This is a genomic window from Clostridium sp. CM027 (assembly GCF_024730565.1).
Classification (GTDB): Bacteria; Bacillota; Clostridia; order Clostridiales; family Clostridiaceae; genus Clostridium_AD; species Clostridium_AD estertheticum_B.
This window is the reverse complement of record NZ_CP077725.1, coordinates 252,879-278,642: the sequence shown is the minus strand read 5'-3', so window position 1 is coordinate 278,642 and position 25,764 is coordinate 252,879. Positions and strand designations below refer to the sequence as shown.

The window sequence follows — 25,764 nt, the reverse complement described above, 5'->3', positions numbered from 1 at the left end:
CTTCTTTTCATGATAGGTTGTAAAAATAATATAGTGTAATCTAATCTTTAACGACCTCCGCAAGAGTCATAAAATCCCTTTCACCTTCAGCTGTTAATATCTTTATTTTACCTTCTGTATCATTTAAAATTTTGTATAAACTGTTGCAGATTTTTATACCTTCTTCATAATTAATCATAGTTTGTTCTAACGTAACTTCATTCCCATTCATCAGGTCTACAATTTCTTCAAGACGAACCATCATATTTTCGTAAGATTCTTTTTTCTTTGCCATTAGAACTCCTCCAAATTTCTTACATTAAATCTACCACTACCGTCCTTTAATGTAATTTTCACCTCTTTTATATTTTTCAAATCACTAATTTCACTAATAACTTCATTTTCATTGTTTTGAAGTACCGCATATCCCTTATTCAATACATTTAAGGGGTTATGAGCATGCAAAAGAGCATTGCACTTGGAAAGTTTCTGCTTTTCTAGTGAAATTTTCGCATTAAACCTGTAACTTAGATTTTCTTTTAAATTATCTATATGGATATATTGATTAACTATAAAATTTAAAGGACTATTTATTTTCAAAGTTTTATTTAATAAATTAACTTTATTATATTCTTTGTTAACCTTAAATTCCACAGATTTTAGTAAGAGTTCTCTAAGTGATTTAATTTCATTATTTAACTCTTTTAAATTTCTCACAGCAATTTCTGCTGCGGACGATGGAGTCGGCGCCCTAAGGTCGCATGCGAAATCTGCTATAGTAAAATCCGTTTCGTGACCAATTCCAGTAATTATAGGTATTTTAGAATTATAGATAGTGACTGCTAAATTTTCTTCATTGAATGCCCATAACTCCTCAATTGAGCCTCCTCCTCTTGCAATAATGATTAAATCAACATTTTTTAGTTCATTAAAATATTTTACACCTTGCGCAACACTCTCGCTAGCATTTACACCTTGAACAATTGTTGGGTATATAAGCATGTTAACCTTTAAGTTACGTCTTGTTGCAACATTAATAATATCTTTAACTGCAGCTCCTGTTGGGGATGTAATTATTCCTATTCTAGTAGGAAATGAAGGTATACTTTTCTTGTGTTCTTTATCAAATAATCCTTTTTTCTCTAATTTCTCTTTTAGATTTTGAAAAGTCAAATATAACTGGCCTTCTCCATCCTGCTCCATGGAGTCACAATAAAGCTGATAAGACCCCTCTTTTTCATAAACAGAAACCCTACCACTGATGATAACATTCATGCCATCTCTAGGTGCAATTTTAAGTTTAAAAGCCTGCGATTTAAACATTACACAATTTATCTTTCCAAATGCATCTTTTAATGAAAAATATATGTGCCCGCTAGAATGCAATTTTACATTAGATAGTTCGCCTTTAACATTTGAGTTTTTTAATATAAAGTCACTGTCTATTATTTTCTTAATATATCCATTAAGATCTGTTACTGTTAATACTTTAATAAACATTATCCCTCCATGCCATGCAAGCATTTTTTATAAGCATTGTCGTAGTCATTAGTCCCGTTCCACCTGGTACTGGTGTAACATAACTTGCATGATTAATAACATCATCAAAAGATACATCCCCAGTTACTTTATTATTCACCATTGTTGTCCCAACATCTATAACAACTGCTCCTTCTTTAATAAAATCACTTGTTACAAAACCTGGTTTACCTATTGCGGCAACTATTATATCTGCTGTTTTGCAAACTTCCTTTAAGTTTGTTGTTTTAGAATGACATATTGTTACTGTTGCATCTTCATTAAGTAGCAATTGTGCTCCTGGTTTTCCAACAATATTACTTCTACCAATAACAACAGCATGTTTCCCTTTAATAACGCATCCAGTACTTTTAATCATTTCAATGACTCCTAAAGCAGTGCAAGGAATAAAACTTTTCTCTCCCTTATAAAATCTGCCCATATTTACATCACTTAATCCATCAATATCCTTTTTATATGAAATTTTAGAAGTGATTTCCTTCTCATTAAACTTTTTCGGTAAAGGCAATTGAATGATTACACCATCCACAGTATTATCTTCATTCAATTTTTCTATAATATCTACAATATCTTTTTGATCAACGTCTTTATCCAAGTGAATACAAGTATAAGATATACCTAATTTATTGCAGAGGTTATTCTGACTTTTTACATATGACGTGCTACCTCCATCGTCACCTACTAATATGGTTTTAATTGATGGCACCCTAAGTCCCTTACTAATACCGCCTTTTATAACTGATTTAATTTCATCTCTGTACTTTTCAACTATCACCTTGCCATTAACTTTAATTCCCATATTATCCTCTCCTTGTTATGTGTTTTTTAAATACTAGTTATTATAATACAGTTCTAACATGCTTTCAAAATTCCTCTTTTATTAAAAAAAATAACTAGTCAAAGATGCCCTAGTTATTTTATTGTTATTTAATTATCTTGCCTTTTTTAAATCATCTTCGCTAAGATACCATTTATAAAAGCTGGGGAACTATCTTCCCCATATTTCTTAGCAAGTTCTATTGCCTCATTTACAGAAACCTTACCTGGTATTTCTTCCTCGAATAATATTTCATATGCACCTACTCTTAAGATAGCTAGATTCATTTTTGATAATCTAGCCAACTTCCACTTAATTAAGTGCTTTTCAATATTTTCATCAATCTCCTTGCTATTTTCATGAATCCCGGCTAGCATCTTGGTAATATACGACATATCAATTTCATTTAAATCAACATCTGTGTTCTCTTTAAAATTTTCAATTATATCCTCATAGTTTTCTTTATTTATTGACATTTCAAAAAGTAATTTCATTGCTATTTCTCTTGACTTTCTTCTATTCATTAGTAATCCTCCTAATTTTCTCATCCTAAATTATACTTTTAATATAAAAATAACAAGCATAGTAATAAACACCCTCTGATTACAGAGGGTGTTTATTACTATGCTTCTATTTCCTCTAGCTTTTCTGTTTTAGATAATACAACATTTTGTACATACACATTTACGGCTGTTACTGTAAGGCCTGTCATAAGCTCTACAGATTTTTTCACATTTATTTGTGCTTTTTCAGTTACTTCCGGAATTTTAATACCATATTCAACTACAACGTGTAAATCAATTACTGCACTACTTTCTCCTACATTGACTTTAACGCCCTTAGATAAATTCTTCTTTCCGCTTAATATTTGAGTTATTCCACCAACGAGACTAGCACTCATACCAACGATTCCCTGTATTTCAGCAACAGCGAGTCCTGCTATTACACTAACCACATCCTCGGATATCTTAACAGTGCCCATTTCTGTTTCATTTAAAATTTTATCTTCCATATTAGTACCCCCTTATTTAGCTTAGGTAAAACATGACAATGCTATATTTATTATATCAGATAAATATAGCATTTACAATTATTATTGTTTGATTTTAACTTCAATTTTTTCTAATTTTGTTTTGTTCATTACAACATCATTAATGCTACGAAGTTCTTCCTCTGAAAGTTGTTTTTTATCACTTTTAACTAATATTTGTACCTTATCATCTACTATACTGCACATTGCTTCTTCAAACCCTAGAGCTTTTAGTGCAAGTTCTATGTCTGATTCATTCTGTGAAGCCATTGATATGTTTAGATATTGCTCAGACGCAGTTGCCTTTTGTGCTTTTGGAGTATTAGTATCATCAATTAAAGCTTTAATCGATTGAAGAGTGCTTACACTTTCTTGATCTCTTGATAATTTTGCTTCTTCAAAATAGGATGAATTACTTTTACTTTCCTTTAGAGATATTGCGCTCTTCTCACTGCTAAAATCACCATCATTTACATATAATGGTCCATTCACCTTTGCCGCAAGATACCCTGCAAACACAATAAGTACTACCAACGCAACAATTATACCAGACTGTTTTTTATTCATAATATTCCCCCCCATCTACCTTTCTTTGAAATTATATGCTACTTATTCATAGGATATACATTAACTTTGTTTTTAGGTAAATTAAATAAATCAATTACCGCCTGCCTAATTCTAAGTTCAGTGACTTTTTCATTAGATCCTTCTGCCACTACGCATACACCAGTAATAATAGGCTTAATTTTTTTCACAATTAATGGTGCATTTTCATTTCCATTATTGGACATAACAACAGCACTTCCGTTATTTTCTTGAGTGATGTTTCTTTTTCCGCCTGTTGTATCATTTTCTTGTGTAAGACTTTTAGAATCATTAACATTTACCGCTGGAACACTCTCCTCTCCACTCTCAAAATAGATCATAAGCTGCACCTTTCCAACTCCTTGAATCCCTTCAAGTGTTGATTTAAGTTTGCTTTCTAATTGTGCTTCATAATCATTTAATTGTAGTGCTTTATTTTCCTTAACAATTTTATCATTTTGTGCATCGCCTGCGACAGCTGAAGTTTGCTTTGGAGATTTAAAAAAACTACTTGCTAAAATTATTACAACTGCCACTAAAATCACTAATACCAAGTTTCCCAATAACTTGTCAGATTTTTTGATTTTATTGTTTTTATTGTTGCCTTGACCACTATTTAATAATTCTGTTTTAATATACTCAGTAAATTTACTAAGCAAATTATCATTGTTCATAGAATCCCCCCCCTCCTTTCTTGTTTTTATATACTGATTAACAATTATAGGTTTTATGAATTTAATTTATAAACAGTAATAGCATCACCAGATATCTTGAATTTACTACTTAGGAGCCTCTTTATTTTGTTTCCTTGTTCGCCTTGCATAATATTTTTTTTAGATGCATTTACACTTTTTGTATTAATTTCTATGTTTTCTATCTTTTTAACCCCTTTTTCCACAATTCCAATTTCAACCGTATTAATCTTAAATATTAGATTTTTACTATCGTAAACAATCTCTATATCAGCATTATACTTATTCTCTGGATATTCCTCTTCTAAGTTTATAATGCATTCATTCTCTAAATTCTTTTTAAAATTTTCCGTTGTATTAAGTATGTTAATATCTTTATACTTTTTAATATCTTTTTCGGTATTACTACCCTCCATGTAAGTTGTTGCTTTATTTGAATAAGAATTAAAATCAAAGTCCTTATCAAAAATCTTCATTATGGGATTTATAATTACCACAATTAACATCAGTCCTAATACAAATTTAGCATATTTTCTCATGCTATTGTCTGGCAAAATCATCTCCACTGCAGTAATAAAAAATATAGCAATGGTAATGTTTGTTACCCAGACTTTTAATCCTTCTATCAAATTATCACCACCTCCTTTATGAATAAATTTATATAGGATAGTAACCACTTTCTAGATTATTAGCTTATTATGCCTTTGCCAGTTGAAGCTACTATTGCAACCATTATGAAAAACATTACACTTACTGATATTACACAGGACATTAAAAGAAGAATAGAATCACCTACTGAATTCATACAATCTACTGTACGGCTGTCACTTATTGGTTCAATTAATGCAGCTGCTACTTTATATAAAAAAGCCATAATTAACAGTTTTATAATAGGGAATAAAACAATTACTATAATAATAACTAATCCTAACCCACTTATAGCATTTTTTAAAAGAAGTGAGTATCCGGCTACTGTTGAAATCGCATCAGATAAACATTTTCCGACTACAGGTATAAAATTATCTACTGCAAACTTTGCTGTTTTTATAGTAACTTGATCTATTGTTTTTGCTGCTATGCTTCTTAAAGTAATTACCGCAATAAATACTGTCATCACTATTCCTTGTGACCAAATAGCAATTTGCTTAAAAAGCTTTGTTAAATTATTTATCTTATAATCACTGGATATATTCTTAACAAATTGAAGTACGAAGCTCATAAATATTATAGGAATGATCATATCTACATAAATTCTAGAACTTAGAGTAGCAAAACCCATTATTATAGGGTCTAGTAAGGTCGCTTCTGCAAATCCTCCCACACTAGCTAGGAGCATCATTAGTACTGGCATAAGTGCCGCCATAAAATCTGTCATATTAAGAATAGTACTTTTAGCAAGTTCTGCTACTATATAAAAGCTTTTAGTTATCATCACGATCATTACACCGTAACACGCAAAATAAGCGATGTTAGATAAACCCTCTTTATTAAAGGCACTTTGAAGATTATTAAGTAACGCGCAAATAACCGCAATAATCATAAGACTACCTATTAACTCCATTGATGCAACTACTTCTTTAAATGTGAATCTAATAACGTAATTAGAGGTTTCTTTAAAACTAAAACCATTTTCACCAGTTTTTATAAATTGTTCTACAAAAGTTCGTGGGTCCATATCATTAAATATTTCATATTTTGTTTTTATGTTAGTAATATAATCATATAAATTGCTTATTTCTTTTTCTTCTTTTTCTCCTAGTTTACCTGGTTGTGTGGCTTGTACACTAATAGGCAAACATATTAAAAATAGTAAAATTATTATTATTTTTTTCATATTATACCTCTGTATTAAAATTAGTAATATTTTTTTCATACTATACCTCTACATTATTTTCAAAATAGATTGCATTACTGCCATCAAAATAGGAATTGCCAAAACTAAAATTAGTATTTTTCCAGAAAATTCCACTTTAGTTGCAATGCTATTCTCACCAGCATCCCTGCAAATTTCACTACAAAAGGAAGCTAAATAGGCAATGCCAAGTATTTTAAAAACTGTGTTTAAATACACAACATCAATATTGGCCTTATTTGCTAATGTTTGCAAAAAACCCATTATTATTGTAAGTTTGTTTATCATAAATAAAAAAATTAATATTCCGGCTGCAATGCTAACTTGAATAGCTAAATCATCCCTTCTACCTTTAAATATAAGTACGATAAATAATGCTGTGAAAGCAAATGCAACAATTTTAATTATTTCCATTATATCCTCCTAAAACTGAAACAAAGTTTTTACAGAATCAAATAGCTTGTTTACTAAATTTATCACCATTATAAGAAGTAGTATTACTCCTGCTAAATTTGCAACTACAGCAATGTCCTCCTTGCCGCCACTTTTTAAAACCTTATCAATAATAATGATCAGAATACCTGTTGCCCCTATTTTGAACAGCAAACTAACATCTAACACTTAAAAACCTCCTCCCTATATTAGTACTATTACCAGCATCGCTCCAAAAGAAAATCCTAAATATCTGTACATTTTTATATTTTTGTTCATAAACTCTTCTGATATTTTAATTTGTTTTTTTAAATTTGCTATAGTCAAAGAAAAAATATTATTTTGCCCTTCAATATCAGATTCCCCTAAGGTTTTTGTTAAATCTAAAATAACATTTATGTCATCAGAGTTTAAATATAATCTGTTTTTCATTAAGTTTACTGCACTATTCGTGGCCTCATATACATTCTCATATTCATTGTCAGATAGTAATTCACTGGTTTTATTAAAAAGTTCCCTTATAGGCTCTTTACTTTTATGTGCTATATTTTTAAAAGCATCCGGCAAAAGAGCATGTACATAAGTTATTTCATTTTGAAGTTGATAAACTGCCCTTTGAACTTCATTTAACTGAAAAACTCTATACTTTAATCTTTCACTGTATATAAATCCTGCCATAGTTGAAGCACATAATATTACAGCACATCCAATTATTTTAATCATATTATGACCTCCATATATCTTTACCTTTAGTAAAATCATAAATACACTCTATTGTTCCAATTCCTTTTTTATTACTAAGAACTATAGCTCTTGAAAATACGTAATTTTCCACAATCTCTTTAAACACTAATCTTTTATACAAATCCTCAATTCCAAAACCATGAATAGTTGTAATTAAACTAATTCCAGAATTTAATGCCATTAAAATGCTCTCCATATCATTTTGGGTGCCAATTTCATCACAAACTATAACATCAGGTGACATGCTTCTAATTGCCATCATAATTCCTTGGCTCTTTGGACAATTATCTAACACATCCGAACGCACTCCCACGTCCATTTGCGGTATTCCTTTAAACGAACCAGCTATTTCTGATCGTTCATCAATTATAGAAACATTTTTACCGTTAAAGTTTTTGTTTTTATCCCCCTTTGATATTTGCCTCGAAATATCTCTAAGTAGGGTTGTTTTACCACATTTAGGAGGAGATATAATAATTGTATTGTGCACTGAATTATTATAAGTAATATAAGGCATCACTTTATCAGCACAACCGATAATTTCTTTACATGCTCTTATGTTTATAGATGAAATGTCTTTAATAGTTTTAATGCTATTGTTTTCAATAACACAAATCCCACATAGTCCAACTCTATGTCCACCTTTTATAGTTATATATCCTTGTCTAATCTCATCTTCAAAAGCATATATTGAGTAATTGCTTATCCTCTGCATTATGTATTTTATATCTTCTGGAGTTGCGATATAATTCCAGATTTCTTCTTTACTGCCAATGTGAATAAACAGAGGCTTGTTTACTTTTATTCTAATTTCTTCAAGTTGCTGCAAATTATCAATCTGTTCCAATTTACTTCTAATAGTCTTAGGTAATATTTCAAATAAATCTTTTGTAGCCAACATTTTTCTCACCCTCTCATATATAATTTGTATTTTACCACCTCGTAAAATATTCCATATAATCGAATTTTTTTAATGACATTCCAGAAGGAAAGTCTCCCACTTCTATAAGTTTGAGTATAAATCACCTTCTGAGGTTCATCAATTCATCTTTTGCGAAGCTGTGCATCACCCAGGAGATGATTTAATGTGATTTAAATTAATTTAATCATCTGAAAAAAATATATGTCTTCCCTCTCAAAAAAAGAACAAAAAAAAAGAACCAAATTGGTTCTTTTTAAATATATAATTTAAACTCTTAGCATGTAGTCGCCATTTCTAGTGTCTATTCTAATAGTTTCACCTTCATTAACGAACATTGGAACTTGAATTATTGCTCCTGTTTCCACAGTAGCGGGTTTTGTTACACTTGAAGATGTGTTACCTCTAACCCCAGGTTCAGTACTAGTTATAACTAGTTCTACAAAGTTTGGAGCTTCTACTGAAAAAGCATCATCTTTATAAAATTTTATTATAGCAAACATATTTTCTTTTAAGTATTTTATGGCATCTTCTACTTTTTCATAATTAAGTGGTATTTGTTCAAATGTTTCTTGATCCATAAAGTAGTATAATCCTTCTGATGCATATAAATATTGCATTTCTTTTCTTTCTATAACTGCTTCTTGTAATTTTGTAGTTGGGTTAAATGTTTTTTCTGTAACCCCTTGATTAATAACGTTTCTTAATTTAGTTCTAACAAATGCAGCTCCCTTACCTGGTTTTACATGTAAAAAATCTATTACGGTGTAAACTTGTCCACCTTCATCAAATGTAGTTCCTTTTCTTATGTCTCCCGCTGATATCATTGTGTATCCCTCCAAAATTCATTAGTAATTCAATTAACCATTTATATTATAACCTTACTCGATAAATTAATACCAATTTCTATAACCACTCTAGATAAAAACATTACAGTGGAACAATGTTATTTTATCAAAACTTAATGACATTTGCAAATATAATTATATATTATTTGAAAATGTTGCATCTTTTTTATAAAAACACCATTTTAAGTCCATATAGCTTCATAAAAACAAACATATCCAATTCTTTTTATAAAAAAATTAGATATGTTTATAACTTACTTATTCTTTTTAAAGTCGATACTTATATTTGTAGTATTAGTATCTTTATTAATACTAATACTCTTAACCCCTAAAAAATTTTCACTTTCATTTAAAGCAGATAAAGAACTTCTCAATAATTTTATATCTCCGTTGTAATTCACTTCAACATTACATTTCTCATTTTCCATCATATTAATAGATTTCATCTCAAAATCTTTGTTTTCTATTAGACATTCCAAAATATCACTGTATCCATATTTCTCTTCATTATTATCATTTTCGTCCTTTGTAACATTTGCTTTTTTTGTAACATTAAATACGACCTGTTTTTTATATGCAATAAATTTATCCTTCACAAACATAAGTTTAAAAGATAACATTGCCATTAACATTAATAATATAGCTAATGTTCCCTTGAATTTTCTAGTTTTACACATTTTTATACCTCTAATATAACTTTAAAGTTAAAAGTCCCTTCCTCTTTATTATTTGGAGTTAAATTTTTTATTGAATACTTATTTTCTATATATCTTATCACATTAACATATTCCTCATAACTCTTAACTTCAATGTCTATTTCCAAACCAGCTTTAGTTATAATAATATTTTTGTAACTAAACTTGTTTTCCCCAAAAAAATCACTGAGCTCTTTATATTTTTCTCTAGTAATTATATCAGTCTCAGCAGCTTCTACCACACTAATATTATTTTTATTTTCTTTAACTTGCTCTTGCTCTATAATTTTTATTTTATTGGAAATATTTAGTATAAGAAATAATAAAAAAATGTTTGCTATTAAAGTTACTATAATACATACTTTTATTTTTTTATTCCTTATTTTATCTTTTTTATCTATGTACCAATTTGGAATGAATGTTCTTTTTACCATACATTTCTACCCTCTTATTACTATATATTTCAGCAATTCTTCTCGATTTAACTCACCTAATATTTGATGATTTAATCCTAAATATTTAAATTCATCAATATTCAATTCCTCAATATTTGCATAATATATCTTCTCACATAGTTTTGCATAGTCATTGTACTTTTCTAAAAATTTGTTCATTACATTTGAAAATTTAAATAATAGTAAGTCCTTAACCCCTATAATATTATTAACCACGATTTCATCATTATGACATATTAAAAAATACAAATTGGAATTATAATAGAAAACTAGAACATAGTTTTCCATATTCATTTGGTTAGAATAATAGTTTTTAAAGCAAAACTGAATTAAGTTTACTTTTTTCAGATTAATATTATTATTAATGCTGTCTTCTAAAATATCTAATCTATTTCCATTTAGGCAAAAAACTAATATTTCCATATTGAATTTGTCTTGTTTAATCAACTTATAGGTATATGCAATATGATCTATGTCCTTATAATAATATCTTAATTCATTTTTAATCATATCATTAATTAGATATTTTTTAACTAAAGGCAATTTTACCAGCTTAATATATACTGTCTCTCCTTCAACAAGAACATATAAATTTTTATCTTTTATATCAATTTTGAAATCTTTTATATTTAGCGTATCCTTATAATATGTATTTTCACAAGCAATCTTTACAGCTTTATTTAATATAGATCTTTTAGAAAATTCTATGCCTGATACTCTTTGCTTTGAAACTTCTAAAATCATATTTTTTCTAAATTTCATTTTTTACCTCCTTTATTTACAAAATAATCAGATTTTATAAATATATTCAGTTTCTATAAATATAATCTGAAATTTTTCATCAATAATTTCTAATTTAAAATAATCATTTCTAGTTGTTCTATATTGGTCAACTGTTTTAATAATTAATTCATTTGTTTTTTTAGAGTAAATCGCCTTAGCTGTATCATACTCTATTATTTTATACTCTGGTATGTCGCCTGTAGAATCATTAAAAACCTTAGTTGTTCCATCTGTTTTCATTTTCTCCTTATTTTCATTAATATAAGTAAAAAATAAAGTCATTAAATATTCTTTGTCTCTTTGATAATTATCCTCTTTTAATATATGTTTTTTATTACTTGCAGAATACTCCACTTCTGACATTTGAATATCAAATATATACATCATGATAGTTAAGCAGATAATCCCTAACAAAATCGTATAAATCAATATAAACCCCTTTTTAGTTTGCATTTTCTATCGCTAAACACCTCTCAATACTTTGCCCGTTGTACCAAACCACTTTAATATAAAGAATTTCCCCGGATTTTATAGCCACAAATTCTTTCACATCATCAATAATTGTATTATTGCCCAAATTACTCGTTTTGTTAGAAGAAACAACAAGTTTCTCATTAAGCAGTTTTATATATTTGGGACTACTTCCTTTGTAATAATTTATCGTAATAATATTTCCAGATGTTTCTACTTCTCTGGCATTCTGATTCACTCCTTTTTCTATTATACATATGGCATCATTCAAGTAATTAAACCCCCTGTTTTGTAATATACTGCTTTTATAGCTTTTCACATAAGATATAAGCAAACTACCTACCACCCCTATCATTAGAAATGCCAATGCCATAACAACTACTATTTCTATAAGTGTAAATCCCTTTTTCTTCATTTATGGTCACCTTTATAGAAACTGCACTGTAATTCTGAAACATTGTTTAGCTTTCCAGAGTATAATGAAAGATTTAGCTTATAAACCTTCTTATCTGGACCTGAAAATGTTAATTCCATATACGGACTCGAAACAGGCCGCTGATTTGAAAACACATTCCTCACATCAGTTTCACTCTTATCAAAACTTAGATTTTCTTTGTTTACAAAAAATTTTTTATCTGTTTTTAACTGTTCTAATTCTTCATATGTCATAGAGTATATAATATTGTTTTTTAAACTTTCCATTAGAAGCACATTATTATTCATAGTTTTAATATCCTTTTTTATATTTAAAGAAGCTATTTCATAGGACATCATGCAAATGAAAACGATGGAGAATACTGCGAGGCTACACAATACCTCCACTAATGTAAATCCCCTTTTACTCAATAATTTTAATATATTCCGTACCTACTCTCACTGTAATTTTATGTTTCACTAAATTATTTTCCTTTAAGGTTATTGTGTACGCCTCCTTAATATAGCCCTCATTATCTATACCCATTTTACTTTGGTCCACATTTACATTATCTAATACTATCTTATTTGATAATGCTAGATTGTTTATCGGCACACCATCAGCATGTAACATCATTTGATTTCCTGGTATATCAAAAGTTATAACGGCACTACAAGAATTTTCTTTGCAATACATTTTTGAATTATTAATAAAACCTACTACAGCATTACAATAATAATCCGCATCTATTTTGTTTCTTATTGTTTTATAATACCTAACAGAAATAGCGCTACATCCACCAATTATACTCATAATCGATATAACTATTATCGTCTCAATTAATGTAAATCCACTCTTTTTCATCATTAAAATTTACCCGCAGAGTCCATAGCATTAAGCATAGGTAGCATAACCGCTAATATAATTGTGCCAATCATAATTCCTAAAAATATTATTAGAATTGGCTCTAATAGTACTGTGGCTTTCTCTACATTTTCCTGAGCATCTTCATAGAATATATCTGCAGCTGTTAAAAACATTTCATCTAAATTCCCCGTTTCTTCGCCTATTTTTATCATAGCCACAAAAAATTGTGGGAATAGGTTCATTGCATCTAATGAATTCGATAAACTTTCTCCTTTTTTTATATCATTAAAAACTGTTTTAAGCTTTAACTTAAAATATCTATCACCAATAACATCATCAATTATTTCAAACGCTTTAAGTAGCCCCACTCCACTGCTTAATAAAATATTAAGCCCTCTAGAAAACCTTGTATAAATAATCCTTTTATGCACCGGACCTACTATAGGACACATAAATTTAAATTTGTCAAAAATAACCTTTCCACTTTCAGTTTTAAGACATTCGATAAAAACAAAAATAAGAATTAAAAAAGTTATTAAAATCCATAATGAATTGCTACGCACAAAATTACTGAATTCTAAAACAAGCCTAGTTATTAGTGGAATATCTGCATCAAGAGAATTTAAGTTTGATATAAATACTGGGATTATCTTTATAATCAAAAACAATGATACAACCATTAATGTTAGAAATACTGTGCAGGGATAAATCATAGAATTAGTAAACTTTTTTAAGAGCTTATACTCTTTTTCATAATACTTAGACAATTCCCCTAGAATTATATCCAGTTTTCCACTCTCTTCACCCAAATAAATCATATTTAACATAAACTCAGGGTATACATTTACAGTCTTCTTCATACTTACAAATAGTGAATTACCTTTTTGTACATTTTCTCTAATGCTAATAAGACTCTTTTTTATGGATTTATGAATCATTTGCTCGTAAAGCAAATTAAGAATATCACATATTGGTATACCCGATTTAATACATATTGAGAATTGCTTGCAAAATATAGATATCATTTTTAAATTAGGTTTACTTGAAATACTAGTTATTTTTTTTATCCGCTTACTTTTTATTAAAAATATTTCTTTTTCACGTAAGCTTAATGCTAGTTCGTAAGTACTGTCGCTTTCTGTACTGCCCTTTATTAAAGTTCCATTTGATGTTTTAGCTGTGTATTTATATCTCATATTATATTTCACCTATCACTTGTCATACTTGACTTGTTATTATTTTCAGCTACATTATTTTAAATTGTAGCTATAAGTAGCATTTACAAATTCTTCTATTGAGGTTACACCATTAATCACTAGCTCTTTACAACTCTCCATAAACGAACTTGACTTTTTTTCATTGCAATATTTCCAAAGCTCATCACTTATTCCACTTTTTGCTATAATAGATTTATGATTACTATCTAATTTTAATAATTCATATATCACAGTTCTCCCTTTATATCCAGTCTCATTGCACTTATTACATCCTAAAGCACTATATGTTTTTTCTCCGCCCTTAAATCCTAAACGCTTAGATTGCTCATAAGTAATCTCATATTCAATTTTACAATAAGGGCATAATTTTCTTACTAATCTCTGAGCTACTACCACGACTAATGAATCTGCAACCAAATATGATGGAATACCCATATCTATCAGCCTAGATATTGAAGTATTTGCATTATTCGTGTGTAGCGTTGATAAAACTAAATGTCCCGTTATTGATGCCCTCACAGCTATTTGTGCTGTTTCTTCATCTCGTATTTCTCCAATCATTATTACATCTGGATCTTGCCTTAATACACTTCTGAGCCCATTTGAGAAAGTAAGACCCGCTTTATTATTTACATTTACTTGATTAATTCTAGGCATATTATATTCTATAGGATCCTCTATAGTAATAATATTTTTGCTTTTACTATTGATTTCATTTAGTAGCGCATATAATGTTGTTGATTTCCCGCTTCCTGTAGGTCCCGCTACCACTATCATTCCATGAGAAAGTTTTAATGTATCCCTTAAGATCATAACTTTATCGGGGCTAAATCCTAATGAGTCCAAATCAATGAATCTTTCCGCTTTGTATAAAACCCTTATAACTAGTTTTTCTCCATACATTGTTGGCAACGAGGACACTCTGAAATCGTAGTCTACTCCATCTATATTTTCAGTTATCTTGCCATCTAACGGGATTAACTTAGTGGCTATATCCATATTTGCCATTATTTTTACCCTTGTGCATAAGGATTTATATACATTACTAGGAATTTGGTTTATTTCATTTAGTATGCCATCTACTCTCATGCGAATTATAGTGAAATTCTTAAAAGGCTCCAGATGAATATCACTAGCTTCTTCATTTACAGCCTGTTTTAGTAAGGATTTTGTTATCCTTATAACAGGTGCGTTTTCAATAGAAAATGTTGAATTACCATCTTCATTTTTTTGCTTGGCTTCTAGCATATATTCTTGTTTCATTTCTTCAACTGCAACATCGACAATTTGTTTTCCATAACAATTTTCGATAGCATCCGAGATTTGGCTAGCTCGGGCAAAGAATATTTTAATCTTTTTATTCGTTATAAATTTTAGTTCATCAAGAACTTTTATTTCGAAGGGATTTGAAAAAGCCACATATACTTCATTGTTCTTATCATAAAAAGGTATTAAACAATATCTTTTTGCTATTTCTTTTGAAACTAGATTAAATGCTTTATTCCTTGTACAAATAGATTCTATATCAACATATGGTATGCTAAAATCATTCTCTACTATTGAAATAAGAGCATTTAAATCTATCTTTATGTCATACAGTATTATTTGTTCTTCACTACAATTTTTCTTAAGTGAAATCTCCTTTACCTCTTTATAACTCTCTGTGGTAATTAGGTTTTTGTCTAATAATAACTTTAGTAAATTTTTTTTCATGTTATTTTACCTTTCCTTAATGTGTAAAATTTATAAAGCGCATCATGTTTGTAATCATTGTCACTTTTGGAAATTATATTCACTTTTTAAAAAACAAATACAATAAAAAAACAACTGCGCTATTAGTAAATAGACAGTTGTATGCAAATTAATTTAGAAAAAATTTTCCGTCGAATGTAATTTCTGCAGGCCCTTCCATTAGAACCTCTTCTTTAACAATCTCTATATTAAGTAATCCACCTGGAACCTGTACCGATACTTTTTTCTCTATATACCCTAATCTATTGGCTGCTACCACTGATGCACAACTACCCGTGCCACAGGCGAGAGTTGGCCCTGCACCTCTTTCCCAAGTTTTAACCTTTATCATGTTTTTAGCTACTATTTCACAAAAGTTTACATTTGTTTTTTCAGGAAATAAACCGTAATTCTCAATTAATTTCCCTTCCTCTACCTTATAATCTTCATGTTTCCCAAAAACAATAGTATGTGGTACACCCATAAGCAATGACGTAATATAGTACTCCTTATTGTTAATCTCTAACTTTTTATTAACTATTTCTCCCTCTTCTAAAGCTGGAATACTTTTAGTGTTAAAATTATATTTTCCCATATTTATAATTACACTTTCAGCAACTCCATCTTTAATGCGTATACTTGCGAGCTTTACACCATCACCAGTTTCAATTTTTATATTCTCGCCTTGCACATATTTTTTTTCCCAAATATATTTGGCAAAGCATCTTATGCCATTACCACACATAGACGCATATGAACCATCAGCATTAATAATTATCATTTGTATATCTGCAATATTACTTTTTCTAACCATTAAAATACCATCAGCACCTATTCCAAAATGCCTATCACAAAGTTTACTAGCTAACTGCTCTAAATTGTCATATTTACCCTCAAAATCTTCAATAACAATAAAATCATTTCCCGTTCCTTGCATTTTTGTAAACTTTATAATTTCCATATAACTCCTCCTCTTTGCTATCCGCATACCATGACTTTTCAATAATTTTCTTTAATGGTATACTATTAATAATAATACATCTTAATAATAGTATATTATATAATATATTATTTACAAAGCATAAATATAAATTTATGCTGATTTAACTACATTTCAGAAGGAAAGGATGATATATATGGCATTAGATGGAATTTATTTATCTAGCCTCGTTGAGGAAATAAAAGATATAATCATAGATTGTAGAGTTGATAAAGTAACCCAACCAGAAAAAGATGAAATTATATTAAGTTTCAAAAAAAATAGAAAAGTCTATAAGTTATTAATAAGTTCAAGTTCCAATTATCCTAGAATTCATTTTACAGACTTTAATAAGCAAAACCCAATACAGGCGCCTAAATTTTGCATGGTTCTAAGAAAATATTTAAATACTGCCACAGTTTTAGATGTAAGACAACTAAATTCAGATAGATTACTAGTTATTGACTTTAAAAGCAGCGATGAATTAGGATTTGATAGTGTATACTCATTAATAGTTGAAATAATGGGCAGGCACAGTAATATTAGCCTAGTTCGTACCCGTGATAATTTAATTATGGATAGCATTAAGCATGTTAGTTCAGACGTCAACAGTTATCGTGTTTTATACACTGGTGTAGAATATATATACCCTCCCGCTTCCACAAAACTAAATCCTTTTAATTTTGAGTATGATGAATTCTATAAATATCTAATAGATAAAAACATACCATTCGCCGAAAAGTTTTTCACTGGTGCTTTTACAGGAATAAGCTCCAACTTATCATCAGAACTTGTTTATAGGTACTACGAGGAAAATATTGTTTTTGATTTAGATCACGCTAAAAACATTTATGATTTCACTATAAGCATCTTTAAAAACATGCATGATAATATTTTTTTAGCGGCCTATGCTATGAATGATAAACTAAAAGATTTCCATTGTATAAAACTTACTTCATTAAAAGATTGTGATTTTGAAGAATTTGAATCACCATCTATGTTAATAGAGACTTTTTATTTTAGAAAAGATAAACATGATAGATTAAATTCTAAAAGCTCAAACCTTCAAAAAATAGTTAATAACAATATTAATCGTTGTGATAAAAAAGTGAAAATACTAAACGCGACCTTAAATGACTGTAAAACTAAGGGCACCTATAAATTACATGGTGAACTCTTAACTGCAAATATACACTCCCTTAAAAAGGGTGACAAAGTTGCTAATCTTTTAAATTATTACAGTGAAGATGGTGAGTACATTAAAATAAAACTTGATGAAAACAAAACTCCATCGCAGAATGTTCAATACTATTATAAAAAATATAATAAATTTAAGATAGCAGAAGAAATGGGCCTAATTCAAATGACTCTCACTGAAAACGAGTTAAAATATCTTCATTCTGTACTCACCAACATACTAAATGTAGAAAATTATAATGGAATTGAAGATATTAAAAATGAATTAATAGAAACTGACTATATTACATTAAAAAAACACAGTAAAGGTAAAAATAAAAAGGCAAAGCCGACCAAACCTATGCACTTCATCTCAAGTGAAGGCATTGATATTTATGTTGGTAGAAATAATATTCAAAATGATTTTTTAACTTTAAAACTTGCCAACAAAAACGATATGTGGCTTCACACAAAGGATATACCTGGTTCTCATGTTATTATTAAAAACATTGGTGATATACCTGAAACCACCCTACTCGAGGCTGGAAACTTATCAGCATTTTATAGTAAATCCCAAAATTCCTCTAGTGTACCTGTTGATTATACCCAGGTGAGAAATGTAAAGAAACCTTCTGGTTCAAAACCTGGTATGGTTATTTACTCAACAAATAAAACTATGTATATAACCCCTATAGAAAGTACTTTAGAAAGAGTTGAATAAATAAATAAAGTATATATTACGCGTATTGCAATACGATTAATGCATTCGCTTCTCTAAGAACTACTAATTTTAGTTGTACTGAAAATCCAACCCCTTATATTGGTAAAACAGAATATATATCGTGGGGTTTTCTGCTTTTCTGACCTGAATATTTTTGTATCATAGTATCCTTTTATTTAAACTAAATTTTTATAAAATAACTTACTTTTAAAAAGGTTCCTATAATGTCCAGTGTAGGAACTTTTTTGAGCTCAGTTTACTATATCGATCTAAAATACTCAACAAAATGCTTTTAATATACCTAGGTTCACTTTCCAAAATAAAAACCGGAACTTCTAATTTAAAGATTGCTTTAGCTATTACCATATTTAGAAATTGAGTTTTCAGTACAGGACAGTCATGTTTTTCATCTCCCTATTGAGGATTAGTTTGTAACTGTGCTTGTATAGGTAAATTTTCTTTTAGAATAGTAATAACTTTATCGTAATCACTCTTTTTAAAATGAAATGTCTGCTCCATAAACTCACCTGCTAACTTAACCTTTATATCCTTTGAACTAATTACCATAACTTTTTCAATTTCATTCCATGAAATACTCTCTTTACATCTATTCATTGATATGAAGCCTTTTGAGTTAATTCCTTCTTTAATCCACATGCTTACAAACATAAAAATAGCTAGTACCCCTGTTACATAATGAACCCAGGTATTAGCATAAAAATATATAATACCAATGAAAATAATCACACCAAATAATACAGTAATAATTTCTACATACCCTTTTCTTGTTGGCACCATTAATGCTTTCATATCTCTTAACTGTTTTAAAATAATCACAATAAAAAATAATGGAATAATAATATTAATAATACTCATAAAAACTCTCTCCTTCGCAAATAATTTTAGTTGTTAATACTTGATATATTTTTTTATTTAAGTCTAATACCATAAAATAACATTTTATGGTGTGTTTTGTTCCGTATTCAACATTAAATCATCGTTAAATCCAGCATTTTTTTGAAATTATATAACTACTTTTCTGATCCATTCAACGAACTTTAAGTCAAAAGATAAGACAAGTGATATATGTATATATCACTTGTCTTATCTTCATTTAGAAATTCTTCTTTCGCTAATATAAAATTCTCGTGAACCTGACAATAAATGGAGTGCGAACGTCAGAAAATTTTATATTCGCAAAAGATTAGAATTTATTGATTGAATTTCACGTTTTGAGTCTTATTTCAAGGCACGTAGGAGAATTTCCATACGGCTACACTCTTAGTCTTCCTTTTTTTTCCTAGGTATCTCTTTTATATATTGATAATAATAACATAGTAATCTTCCATTATATAATTTCCTATTTTTATCTGCTTTCTTTCCAAAGTCCCTCTGAAACTCACGGTTAGCTGTTATAACAAAGCAAGACCATTCATTTAAGCTTGAATACATTTCTCCAAGATCAACATGCAGTCTTTTTACCTCTTCTGCTTCACCTAATCTTTCTCCATATGGTGGGTTTGTTATTATAACTCCATATTTCTGCCTAGACGCAAAACTTTGCATTGGTATTTTTTGAAATTTTATAAAATCCTTGACTCCTGCTTTCTCTGCATTGTCAATTGCTGTCTTTAATAGTCTTCCATCAATATCAGAAGCTAGTATTTCAACTTCATTAGGACTTACAGTTTTTCTTGCACCTTCCCTAACTTGCGTCCAAATATCACTCTCTATATTAGGCCAAGTTTCACTTACAAATTTTCTATTTATCCCTGGGGCAATATTTTTAGCTATAAGAGCTGCTTCTATTGCAATTGTTCCCGAACCACAAAGCGGGTCAGCTAAAACTCTTGAGCTATCCCATTTACTTATTAACACAAGGGCTGCAGCTAAAGTTTCTTTTAGTGGTGCGTCACCAGCATATTCTCTATATCCTCTCTTATGTAATCCCGCACCCGAAGTATCTACTGATAAAGTTACTACGTCTCTTAAGATTGCAACCTCTATCTTATACTCAGGTCCTTCTTCTGAAAACCACTCTTTATCATATTTTTTCTTCATAGACTCAACTACCGCTTTTTTTACTATGCCTTGACAATCTGGCACACTGTGGAGTTGTGATTTTACAGATTTGCCTACGATATGCATATTGCCGTCTTCTGGTATTAGATTACCCCAATCGACTGCGAGTGTTCCTTGAAATAAGTCTTCAAAAGACAATGCCTTAAATTCAGCCATCTTTATAAAAAGTCTTTCTGCTGTTCTTAGCCAAGTATTGCATATAGCAATATCCATTTCATCCCCTTCAAAGGTTACCCTTCCATTTTCAACCTTTAAATCTTCGTATCCAAGTGCCTTTAGTTCCTTTGCTGTAACCGCTTCTATTCCAAAAGTAGTAGTGGCAATTAAAGTATACATCATATATTATCTCTCCCATTTCTTCTTACGTTATTTCTCGTATCTCTCTTATATTATAATATCTCTATTTGTTAGTATTGTCTAGAATTTTTAAATTAAGCACATTGAAATAAAAGTGCCTGAACTACTCTGGCACTTTTGTTTGAAAACCTTATTAGTTATCTCCTGACTTACTATTTTCAGGTAAAACTAAGTTCAATATTATACCCACTAAAGTTGCTAAAGCCACTCCTGCAATTTCTACCTCTGCCCCTGCTAATGGAACCTTAATACCGCCTCCGCCAATACCTAAAACTATTATCACTGAAGCAATAATCAGATTTCTCTTTTTACTAAAATCAACTTTATCTTCTACAAAAATTCTAAAACCAGAGGATGCAATTATTCCAAATAACATTACACTAACTCCCCCAATTACAGGTAGTGGAATATTTCCTATTACCGCAGATACTGGTCCTATGAATGATAATATAATTGCGATGATAGCGGCTCCTCCAATTACCCAAACACTATAAACCTTTGTGATTGCCATAACTCCTATGTTTTCACCATAAGTCGTATTAGGAGGACCACCTACAAACCCAGCAAATATGGTAGCAACACCGTCTCCAAGGATTGATCTATGAAGCCCCGGATCTTTTGCGAAGTCTTTTCCGCAAACATTACTTGTAACATATACATGACCGATATGTTCAGCGAGTGTTACGAAAGACACTGGGGCAATAAGCATAATAGCATTTATGTTAAAGGAAGGCATAACAAAACTTGGTAATGTAATAAATTTTGCAGACCATATTTCCTTTAAAACTTCACTCGGAATTACTCCTAAAAATACAGAAAGTGTATATCCTACTACCATTGCAATCAAAATTGGTACTACCCCGAAAAATCCTTTAAAATACATAGTACCCATTATTGCTATGACAAGTGTTGCCATTGATATAAATACCCATGTACCTCTAGATACACCTTCAAGTGCTGGGGTTGTAAATGATGCATTAAGACCCGACCAATCTATTGCTACGCTAGCTAAGCTAAGTCCTATTACAATTACAACGGAACCTACCACAACTGGGGGCAGTACTCTATCTAGCCATTTGGTTCCTGCAAGTTTAATAATTAAAGCTACAATTACATATACAAACCCTGCTGCAATAATGCCCGACAACATAGAACTTTGTCCATATAACTTTGTTGCAACTGACATCGGTCCTATAAATGCAAAAGATGATCCTACATATGCTGGAAGCCTAGCTTTTGTACATAAAATATACAATAGTGTTCCCACACCACTGCAAAATAGCGCAATTGATGGGCTAAGACCTGTTAACATTGGTACAAGTATAGTCGCACCCACCATAGCAAATAAGTGTTGGCAACTTAATGGGATAGTCTTTATTAAAGGTAATTTTTCATCAACATCTACAAAATTTTTCATTTAGTTCCCCTTTTAGTCTCGCTAGACTATATTAAACGATTATTTATCTTCTTCGAAGCTATTTATCTTCTTCGAAGCTATTTATCTTCTTCGAAGCTATTTATCTTCTTCGAAGCTACAGTTCAAATATGCTTACTGAATCTTTCCCATCAATTTCTAAAAGTTCAACAGAAATAATTTCTTTACCTGAAGTAGGTATATTTTTTCCTACATAATCTGCCCTAATAGGTAGTTCTCTATGTCCTCTATCTACTAAAACAGCTAATTGTATCATTTGAGGTCTACCTTTATCTATTATGGCATCAATAGCAGCTCTTGCAGTTCTTCCAGTATACAGAACATCATCTACTAAAATGATTTTTTTACCTATTACATCTATTTCCAAGTCTACATTATTTAATACTGGCTGATTGTCTATTGATGTAAGATCGTCTCTATATAAAGTAATGTCGACACTGCTTACTGGAATTTTAATTTCCTCAAACTGTTCTATTAAAAGGGCAATTCTTTCTGCAATTGGTACTCCTCGTCTTTTAATTCCTACAAGCATAATGTTTTCTGTTCCTTTGTTTTTTTCAATAATTTCATGTGCTACTCTTGTCAATGTTCTTTTTATGGCTTTTTCATCTAACAGCACTGATTTAAATTCCATAACCTAGCCTCCTACTTAATAGTATTATTTCTTTTAATGAGCTTAATATAAAAAAGCCTTCACCAAAAGGTAAAGGCATACTATACTTAAATAATAGTATTACTATCTTTATCCTTATGATCTCTCTGGAACATTTAAAGGGATAAATATTATATTAATAACACAATACACCTGACATGTGGTATTGTATTTCCACCATAATATCACATGTTATGCGCTATTTCAACTATTTTTCAACTTAGTAATCAGTTTTTCAAAATAACTTGGAAGGGGTGAAATAAATTCCATGTATTCATTAGTACTTGGGTGTATAAATCCAAGTTTTTTCGCATGAAGAGCTTGCCCTTTTAAATTAAAGCTCTGCTTTTTATAACCATATATCAAATCGCCAACTAAAGGATGTCCTATCCTTGCCATATGTACTCTTATTTGATGCGTTCGCCCTGTCTCTAAGTTACATTCTACTAATGTATTACTATCAAATCTTTCTATTACTTTAAAATGGGTAACAGCCTTCTTACCACTTTCAACTACTGCCATTTTTATCCTATCTTTAGGGTGTCTTCCGATCGGTTCATCTATTGTGCCTACATCACTTTTAATTATACCTTCTACAAGAGCTAAATAACTTCTTGTCATTGAATGATCTTTAAGTTGTGCGGCAAGAGAATTATGGGCGTTATCATTTTTAGCTACCACTAATGCTCCAGATGTGTCCTTATCAATCCTATGAACTATCCCTGGTCTAAGCACACCATTGATGCCTGATAGATCTGTGCAATGATTTAAGAGTGCATTAACCAAGGTACCACTATAATTGCCTGGTGCAGGGTGAACAACCATATCCTGTGGTTTATTAATCACAATTACGTCACTATCTTCATATAAAACGTCCAAGTGTATTTCTTCGGCTTTTACGTCTAACTCTACGGGATCTGGAATACCTAATGTAATTAATTCATCTAGTTTTAATTTATAATTACTTTTTCTGCATTTTTCATTAACAGCCGCATTTTCACCTTCAATTATTCCTTGAATATACGCTCTAGATTTATTTTCAAACTTACTAGAAACAAAAACATCTAATCTTGTACCAACTGAACTTTCATCAACTTTAAACTCATATCTGTCCATTTATACCTCTTCCTTTACTATAGAAATTGCCAAAATCGCGGTTCCCACAACTACTAACATATCAGCTATGTTAAATGTTGGGAAGTAATATACCTCTTTATAATGAATTAAAATAAAGTCTACTACATATTTATAAAATACCCTATCATATAAATTTCCTAGTGCTCCACTTATAATAAAAGCAAAGCTTATCCTTAAAAATTTCGATTTTGGCTTGTACTTAATAATATAATATATCATACCTGATATAATAAGTAACGTGACTAAAGCTAACAATATCAATTTATTTTGCAAAATCCCAAAAGCCGCTCCTCTATTCTCTAAATATTCAAATTTAAAAAAGTCTTTAATTAATACAACTCCATTTTTTTCTCTCAAAGAACTTAGTGCCCAAACTTTGGCTAATCTGTCCAATATAAGCCCTAAGAAAATAATTAATGCCTCCATACCCTTCCTCCTATTTAATATAAAAAAGAAAAGTACATATTGCTACAAATGTAGTTTTAAACTAAAATTTCTTTGCAATATATACTTTTTTAGTCTGCCTAAATTAATCTGGTAACTGATTTTTATATTGCTCATTGCTTATTTTCTCTATAGGTTCAACATAACCGTCGTCGTCATCATCATAAAACTCAGATATATTTTCTAATTTATTAAAACGTTCTACTGTTTGGTAAGTATCTTCAGCATCAATACCTACTTCACCGCTATTACTGTATCTAAAGGGTATCCCAAGTACATCTTCCTCAACGCATCTATTGTTTTGTTCTGCTGGCTTGTTATTATCTATGGATTTTTGACATAACACACAGTTTTCTGCGTATGGTGTAAATTCTAACCGTTCGTCACTTATATCGGTGCCACAACTCTTGCATTTACCATAGGTATGATTTTCAATGCTTTTTAAAGCATCTTCAATTTTTTTGATAGTTGACATCTCATTTCCCTTAAGTGCGAGCCCCTTTTCCTTATCAAATAATTCAGATGCAGTATCAGATGGGTGATTGTCATAAAAAGACAACTCAGTTGCCATCTCACTGTTAGAATCTATAACACCATTTTGTTTCATTTGATTAATAATATCAAGGACCCGCACCTGTTCACTTATTAATTTTTCTTTAAAATATTGTATTTTATTCTTTTCCATGATAACAACTCCTCTAGTTTTAATA

Annotated in this window: 32 protein-coding genes; 1 reads left to right on the top strand and 31 read right to left on the bottom strand. The window is 30.0% G+C overall.

Annotated elements, in window-relative coordinates; all coding sequences use genetic code 11:
* Positions 1-40: 40 nt before the first annotated feature.
* From KTC92_RS01355 to dapF, 24 genes are all read right to left on the bottom strand, one after another.
* On the bottom strand, positions 41-274 hold the full coding sequence (locus KTC92_RS01355; RefSeq protein ID WP_165412074.1) for an exodeoxyribonuclease VII small subunit: 234 nt from the start codon (positions 272-274) through the stop codon (positions 41-43).
* Positions 274-1,479: an exodeoxyribonuclease VII large subunit gene (gene xseA / locus KTC92_RS01350; protein ID WP_220285923.1), complete on the bottom strand. Its 1,206-nt coding sequence runs from the start codon at positions 1,477-1,479 to the stop codon at positions 274-276. Before xseA ends, KTC92_RS01355 begins: the two co-directional genes overlap by 1 nt.
* Complete coding sequence (locus KTC92_RS01345; RefSeq protein WP_216302508.1) at positions 1,469-2,317, bottom strand: bifunctional 5,10-methylenetetrahydrofolate dehydrogenase/5,10-methenyltetrahydrofolate cyclohydrolase; 849 nt, start codon at positions 2,315-2,317, stop codon at positions 1,469-1,471. The genes xseA and KTC92_RS01345 overlap by 11 nt, the downstream gene beginning before the upstream one ends.
* A 146-nt stretch (positions 2,318-2,463) precedes the next feature.
* A complete protein-coding gene (gene nusB, locus KTC92_RS01340) occupies positions 2,464-2,859 on the bottom strand; it encodes a transcription antitermination factor NusB (RefSeq protein WP_216302507.1) in 396 nt (131 codons plus the stop codon).
* Between the two features lie 98 nt (positions 2,860-2,957).
* On the bottom strand, positions 2,958-3,347 hold the full coding sequence (locus KTC92_RS01335; protein WP_165412078.1) for an Asp23/Gls24 family envelope stress response protein: 390 nt from the start codon (positions 3,345-3,347) through the stop codon (positions 2,958-2,960).
* Positions 3,348-3,428: 81 nt separating this feature from the next.
* Positions 3,429-3,932 carry a SpoIIIAH-like family protein gene (locus KTC92_RS01330; protein ID WP_216302506.1) on the bottom strand — a complete coding sequence of 168 codons (504 nt, stop codon included), beginning with the start codon at positions 3,930-3,932 and terminating at the stop codon, positions 3,429-3,431.
* 38 nt (positions 3,933-3,970) lie between these two features.
* Complete coding sequence (spoIIIAG, locus tag KTC92_RS01325) at positions 3,971-4,624, bottom strand: stage III sporulation protein AG (protein ID WP_216302505.1); 654 nt, start codon at positions 4,622-4,624, stop codon at positions 3,971-3,973.
* A gap of 53 nt (positions 4,625-4,677) precedes the next feature.
* Positions 4,678-5,271 carry a stage III sporulation protein AF gene (gene spoIIIAF, locus KTC92_RS01320; RefSeq protein ID WP_216302504.1) on the bottom strand — a complete coding sequence of 198 codons (594 nt, stop codon included), beginning with the start codon at positions 5,269-5,271 and terminating at the stop codon, positions 4,678-4,680.
* A 59-nt stretch (positions 5,272-5,330) separates the two neighbouring features.
* On the bottom strand, positions 5,331-6,476 hold the full coding sequence (spoIIIAE, locus tag KTC92_RS01315; protein ID WP_216302503.1) for a stage III sporulation protein AE: 1,146 nt from the start codon (positions 6,474-6,476) through the stop codon (positions 5,331-5,333).
* Positions 6,477-6,524: 48 nt separating this feature from the next.
* Entirely contained in the window at positions 6,525-6,908 is a 384-nt protein-coding gene (gene spoIIIAD, locus KTC92_RS01310; RefSeq protein WP_165412082.1) for a stage III sporulation protein AD, read from the bottom strand.
* A 9-nt stretch (positions 6,909-6,917) separates the two neighbouring features.
* On the bottom strand, positions 6,918-7,115 hold the full coding sequence (gene spoIIIAC, locus KTC92_RS01305; RefSeq protein ID WP_216302501.1) for a stage III sporulation protein AC: 198 nt from the start codon (positions 7,113-7,115) through the stop codon (positions 6,918-6,920).
* A gap of 15 nt (positions 7,116-7,130) precedes the next feature.
* Entirely contained in the window at positions 7,131-7,649 is a 519-nt protein-coding gene (spoIIIAB, locus tag KTC92_RS01300) for a stage III sporulation protein SpoIIIAB (RefSeq protein WP_216302500.1), read from the bottom strand.
* A gap of 1 nt (position 7,650) precedes the next feature.
* On the bottom strand, positions 7,651-8,568 hold the full coding sequence (spoIIIAA, locus tag KTC92_RS01295) for a stage III sporulation protein AA (protein WP_216302556.1): 918 nt from the start codon (positions 8,566-8,568) through the stop codon (positions 7,651-7,653).
* Between the two features lie 290 nt (positions 8,569-8,858).
* Positions 8,859-9,416 (bottom strand): elongation factor P, encoded by a 558-nt coding sequence (gene efp / locus KTC92_RS01290; protein WP_165412085.1) that lies wholly within the window; start codon positions 9,414-9,416, stop codon positions 8,859-8,861.
* 275 nt (positions 9,417-9,691) lie between these two features.
* Positions 9,692-10,114 carry a hypothetical protein gene (locus tag KTC92_RS01285; protein ID WP_220285924.1) on the bottom strand — a complete coding sequence of 141 codons (423 nt, stop codon included), beginning with the start codon at positions 10,112-10,114 and terminating at the stop codon, positions 9,692-9,694.
* A 2-nt stretch (positions 10,115-10,116) separates the two neighbouring features.
* Positions 10,117-10,566: a hypothetical protein gene (locus KTC92_RS01280; RefSeq protein WP_216302498.1), complete on the bottom strand. Its 450-nt coding sequence runs from the start codon at positions 10,564-10,566 to the stop codon at positions 10,117-10,119.
* 6 nt (positions 10,567-10,572) lie between these two features.
* Entirely contained in the window at positions 10,573-11,349 is a 777-nt protein-coding gene (locus KTC92_RS01275) for a hypothetical protein (protein WP_220285925.1), read from the bottom strand.
* Positions 11,350-11,376: 27 nt separating this feature from the next.
* Positions 11,377-11,823, bottom strand: a complete 447-nt coding sequence (locus tag KTC92_RS01270; RefSeq protein WP_216302496.1) for a hypothetical protein — start codon at positions 11,821-11,823, stop codon at positions 11,377-11,379.
* Entirely contained in the window at positions 11,813-12,256 is a 444-nt protein-coding gene (locus tag KTC92_RS01265; RefSeq protein ID WP_216302495.1) for a type II secretion system protein, read from the bottom strand. The genes KTC92_RS01270 and KTC92_RS01265 overlap by 11 nt, the downstream gene beginning before the upstream one ends.
* Positions 12,253-12,687 carry a prepilin-type N-terminal cleavage/methylation domain-containing protein gene (locus KTC92_RS01260; RefSeq protein WP_220285927.1) on the bottom strand — a complete coding sequence of 145 codons (435 nt, stop codon included), beginning with the start codon at positions 12,685-12,687 and terminating at the stop codon, positions 12,253-12,255. The genes KTC92_RS01265 and KTC92_RS01260 overlap by 4 nt, the downstream gene beginning before the upstream one ends.
* Complete coding sequence (locus tag KTC92_RS01255; RefSeq protein WP_216302493.1) at positions 12,680-13,123, bottom strand: prepilin-type N-terminal cleavage/methylation domain-containing protein; 444 nt, start codon at positions 13,121-13,123, stop codon at positions 12,680-12,682. Before KTC92_RS01255 ends, KTC92_RS01260 begins: the two co-directional genes overlap by 8 nt.
* The gene (locus tag KTC92_RS01250; protein WP_216302492.1) at positions 13,123-14,319 is read right to left on the bottom strand and encodes a type II secretion system F family protein; all 1,197 of its coding nucleotides are present in this window, start codon (positions 14,317-14,319) and stop codon (positions 13,123-13,125) included. The genes KTC92_RS01255 and KTC92_RS01250 overlap by 1 nt, the downstream gene beginning before the upstream one ends.
* Positions 14,320-14,373: 54 nt before the next feature.
* Positions 14,374-16,053 (bottom strand): GspE/PulE family protein, encoded by a 1,680-nt coding sequence (locus tag KTC92_RS01245; RefSeq protein ID WP_216302491.1) that lies wholly within the window; start codon positions 16,051-16,053, stop codon positions 14,374-14,376.
* A gap of 148 nt (positions 16,054-16,201) precedes the next feature.
* Positions 16,202-17,023, bottom strand: a complete 822-nt coding sequence (gene dapF, locus KTC92_RS01240; RefSeq protein WP_220286024.1) for a diaminopimelate epimerase — start codon at positions 17,021-17,023, stop codon at positions 16,202-16,204.
* 184 nt (positions 17,024-17,207) lie between these two features.
* On the opposite strand from dapF, the gene KTC92_RS01235 reads away from it, so the two are divergent.
* Positions 17,208-18,947, top strand: coding sequence for an NFACT family protein (locus tag KTC92_RS01235; protein ID WP_220285928.1), 1,740 nt, complete (start codon positions 17,208-17,210; stop codon positions 18,945-18,947).
* Between the two features lie 414 nt (positions 18,948-19,361).
* Here KTC92_RS01235 and KTC92_RS01230 read toward each other — a convergent pair whose 3' ends face one another.
* From KTC92_RS01230 to KTC92_RS01200, 7 genes are all read right to left on the bottom strand, one after another.
* Complete coding sequence (locus tag KTC92_RS01230) at positions 19,362-19,823, bottom strand: hypothetical protein (protein ID WP_216302489.1); 462 nt, start codon at positions 19,821-19,823, stop codon at positions 19,362-19,364.
* A gap of 405 nt (positions 19,824-20,228) precedes the next feature.
* Complete coding sequence (locus KTC92_RS01225) at positions 20,229-21,368, bottom strand: class I SAM-dependent RNA methyltransferase (RefSeq protein ID WP_216302488.1); 1,140 nt, start codon at positions 21,366-21,368, stop codon at positions 20,229-20,231.
* 151 nt (positions 21,369-21,519) lie between these two features.
* Positions 21,520-22,803, bottom strand: a complete 1,284-nt coding sequence (gene uraA, locus KTC92_RS01220; protein ID WP_220285929.1) for a uracil permease — start codon at positions 22,801-22,803, stop codon at positions 21,520-21,522.
* Between the two features lie 115 nt (positions 22,804-22,918).
* Entirely contained in the window at positions 22,919-23,455 is a 537-nt protein-coding gene (pyrR, locus tag KTC92_RS01215) for a bifunctional pyr operon transcriptional regulator/uracil phosphoribosyltransferase PyrR (RefSeq protein WP_220285930.1), read from the bottom strand.
* Positions 23,456-23,677: 222 nt separating this feature from the next.
* A complete protein-coding gene (locus tag KTC92_RS01210) occupies positions 23,678-24,589 on the bottom strand; it encodes an RluA family pseudouridine synthase (protein WP_216302485.1) in 912 nt (303 codons plus the stop codon).
* The gene (gene lspA / locus KTC92_RS01205) at positions 24,590-25,036 is read right to left on the bottom strand and encodes a signal peptidase II (protein ID WP_216302484.1); all 447 of its coding nucleotides are present in this window, start codon (positions 25,034-25,036) and stop codon (positions 24,590-24,592) included.
* Between the two features lie 103 nt (positions 25,037-25,139).
* Positions 25,140-25,739 carry a TraR/DksA C4-type zinc finger protein gene (locus tag KTC92_RS01200; protein ID WP_216302483.1) on the bottom strand — a complete coding sequence of 200 codons (600 nt, stop codon included), beginning with the start codon at positions 25,737-25,739 and terminating at the stop codon, positions 25,140-25,142.
* Positions 25,740-25,764 lie beyond the last annotated feature (25 nt).

Coding starts and splice junctions, on each gene's coding strand:
- KTC92_RS01355 (WP_165412074.1), bottom strand. CDS start 274: ATGGCAAAGAAAAAAGAATCTTACGAAAATATGATGGTTCGTCTTGAA.
- xseA (WP_220285923.1), bottom strand. CDS start 1,479: ATGTTTATTAAAGTATTAACAGTAACAGATCTTAATGGATATATTAAG.
- KTC92_RS01345 (WP_216302508.1), bottom strand. CDS start 2,317: ATGGGAATTAAAGTTAATGGCAAGGTGATAGTTGAAAAGTACAGAGAT.
- nusB (WP_216302507.1), bottom strand. CDS start 2,859: ATGAATAGAAGAAAGTCAAGAGAAATAGCAATGAAATTACTTTTTGAA.
- KTC92_RS01335 (WP_165412078.1), bottom strand. CDS start 3,347: ATGGAAGATAAAATTTTAAATGAAACAGAAATGGGCACTGTTAAGATA.
- KTC92_RS01330 (WP_216302506.1), bottom strand. CDS start 3,932: ATGAATAAAAAACAGTCTGGTATAATTGTTGCGTTGGTAGTACTTATT.
- spoIIIAG (WP_216302505.1), bottom strand. CDS start 4,624: ATGAACAATGATAATTTGCTTAGTAAATTTACTGAGTATATTAAAACA.
- spoIIIAE (WP_216302503.1), bottom strand. CDS start 6,476: ATGAAAAAAATAATAATAATTTTACTATTTTTAATATGTTTGCCTATT.
- spoIIIAD (WP_165412082.1), bottom strand. CDS start 6,908: ATGGAAATAATTAAAATTGTTGCATTTGCTTTCACAGCATTATTTATC.
- spoIIIAB (WP_216302500.1), bottom strand. CDS start 7,649: ATGATTAAAATAATTGGATGTGCTGTAATATTATGTGCTTCAACTATG.
- efp (WP_165412085.1), bottom strand. CDS start 9,416: ATGATATCAGCGGGAGACATAAGAAAAGGAACTACATTTGATGAAGGT.
- KTC92_RS01285 (WP_220285924.1), bottom strand. CDS start 10,114: ATGTGTAAAACTAGAAAATTCAAGGGAACATTAGCTATATTATTAATG.
- KTC92_RS01280 (WP_216302498.1), bottom strand. CDS start 10,566: ATGGTAAAAAGAACATTCATTCCAAATTGGTACATAGATAAAAAAGAT.
- KTC92_RS01275 (WP_220285925.1), bottom strand. CDS start 11,349: ATGAAATTTAGAAAAAATATGATTTTAGAAGTTTCAAAGCAAAGAGTA.
- KTC92_RS01270 (WP_216302496.1), bottom strand. CDS start 11,823: ATGCAAACTAAAAAGGGGTTTATATTGATTTATACGATTTTGTTAGGG.
- KTC92_RS01265 (WP_216302495.1), bottom strand. CDS start 12,256: ATGAAGAAAAAGGGATTTACACTTATAGAAATAGTAGTTGTTATGGCA.
- KTC92_RS01255 (WP_216302493.1), bottom strand. CDS start 13,123: ATGATGAAAAAGAGTGGATTTACATTAATTGAGACGATAATAGTTATA.
- KTC92_RS01250 (WP_216302492.1), bottom strand. CDS start 14,319: ATGAGATATAAATACACAGCTAAAACATCAAATGGAACTTTAATAAAG.
- KTC92_RS01245 (WP_216302491.1), bottom strand. CDS start 16,053: ATGAAAAAAAATTTACTAAAGTTATTATTAGACAAAAACCTAATTACC.
- KTC92_RS01235 (WP_220285928.1), top strand. CDS start 17,208: ATGGCATTAGATGGAATTTATTTATCTAGCCTCGTTGAGGAAATAAAA.
- KTC92_RS01230 (WP_216302489.1), bottom strand. CDS start 19,823: ATGAGTATTATTAATATTATTATTCCATTATTTTTTATTGTGATTATT.
- KTC92_RS01225 (WP_216302488.1), bottom strand. CDS start 21,368: ATGATGTATACTTTAATTGCCACTACTACTTTTGGAATAGAAGCGGTT.
- uraA (WP_220285929.1), bottom strand. CDS start 22,803: ATGAAAAATTTTGTAGATGTTGATGAAAAATTACCTTTAATAAAGACT.
- pyrR (WP_220285930.1), bottom strand. CDS start 23,455: ATGGAATTTAAATCAGTGCTGTTAGATGAAAAAGCCATAAAAAGAACA.
- KTC92_RS01210 (WP_216302485.1), bottom strand. CDS start 24,589: ATGGACAGATATGAGTTTAAAGTTGATGAAAGTTCAGTTGGTACAAGA.
- lspA (WP_216302484.1), bottom strand. CDS start 25,036: ATGGAGGCATTAATTATTTTCTTAGGGCTTATATTGGACAGATTAGCC.
- KTC92_RS01200 (WP_216302483.1), bottom strand. CDS start 25,739: ATGGAAAAGAATAAAATACAATATTTTAAAGAAAAATTAATAAGTGAA.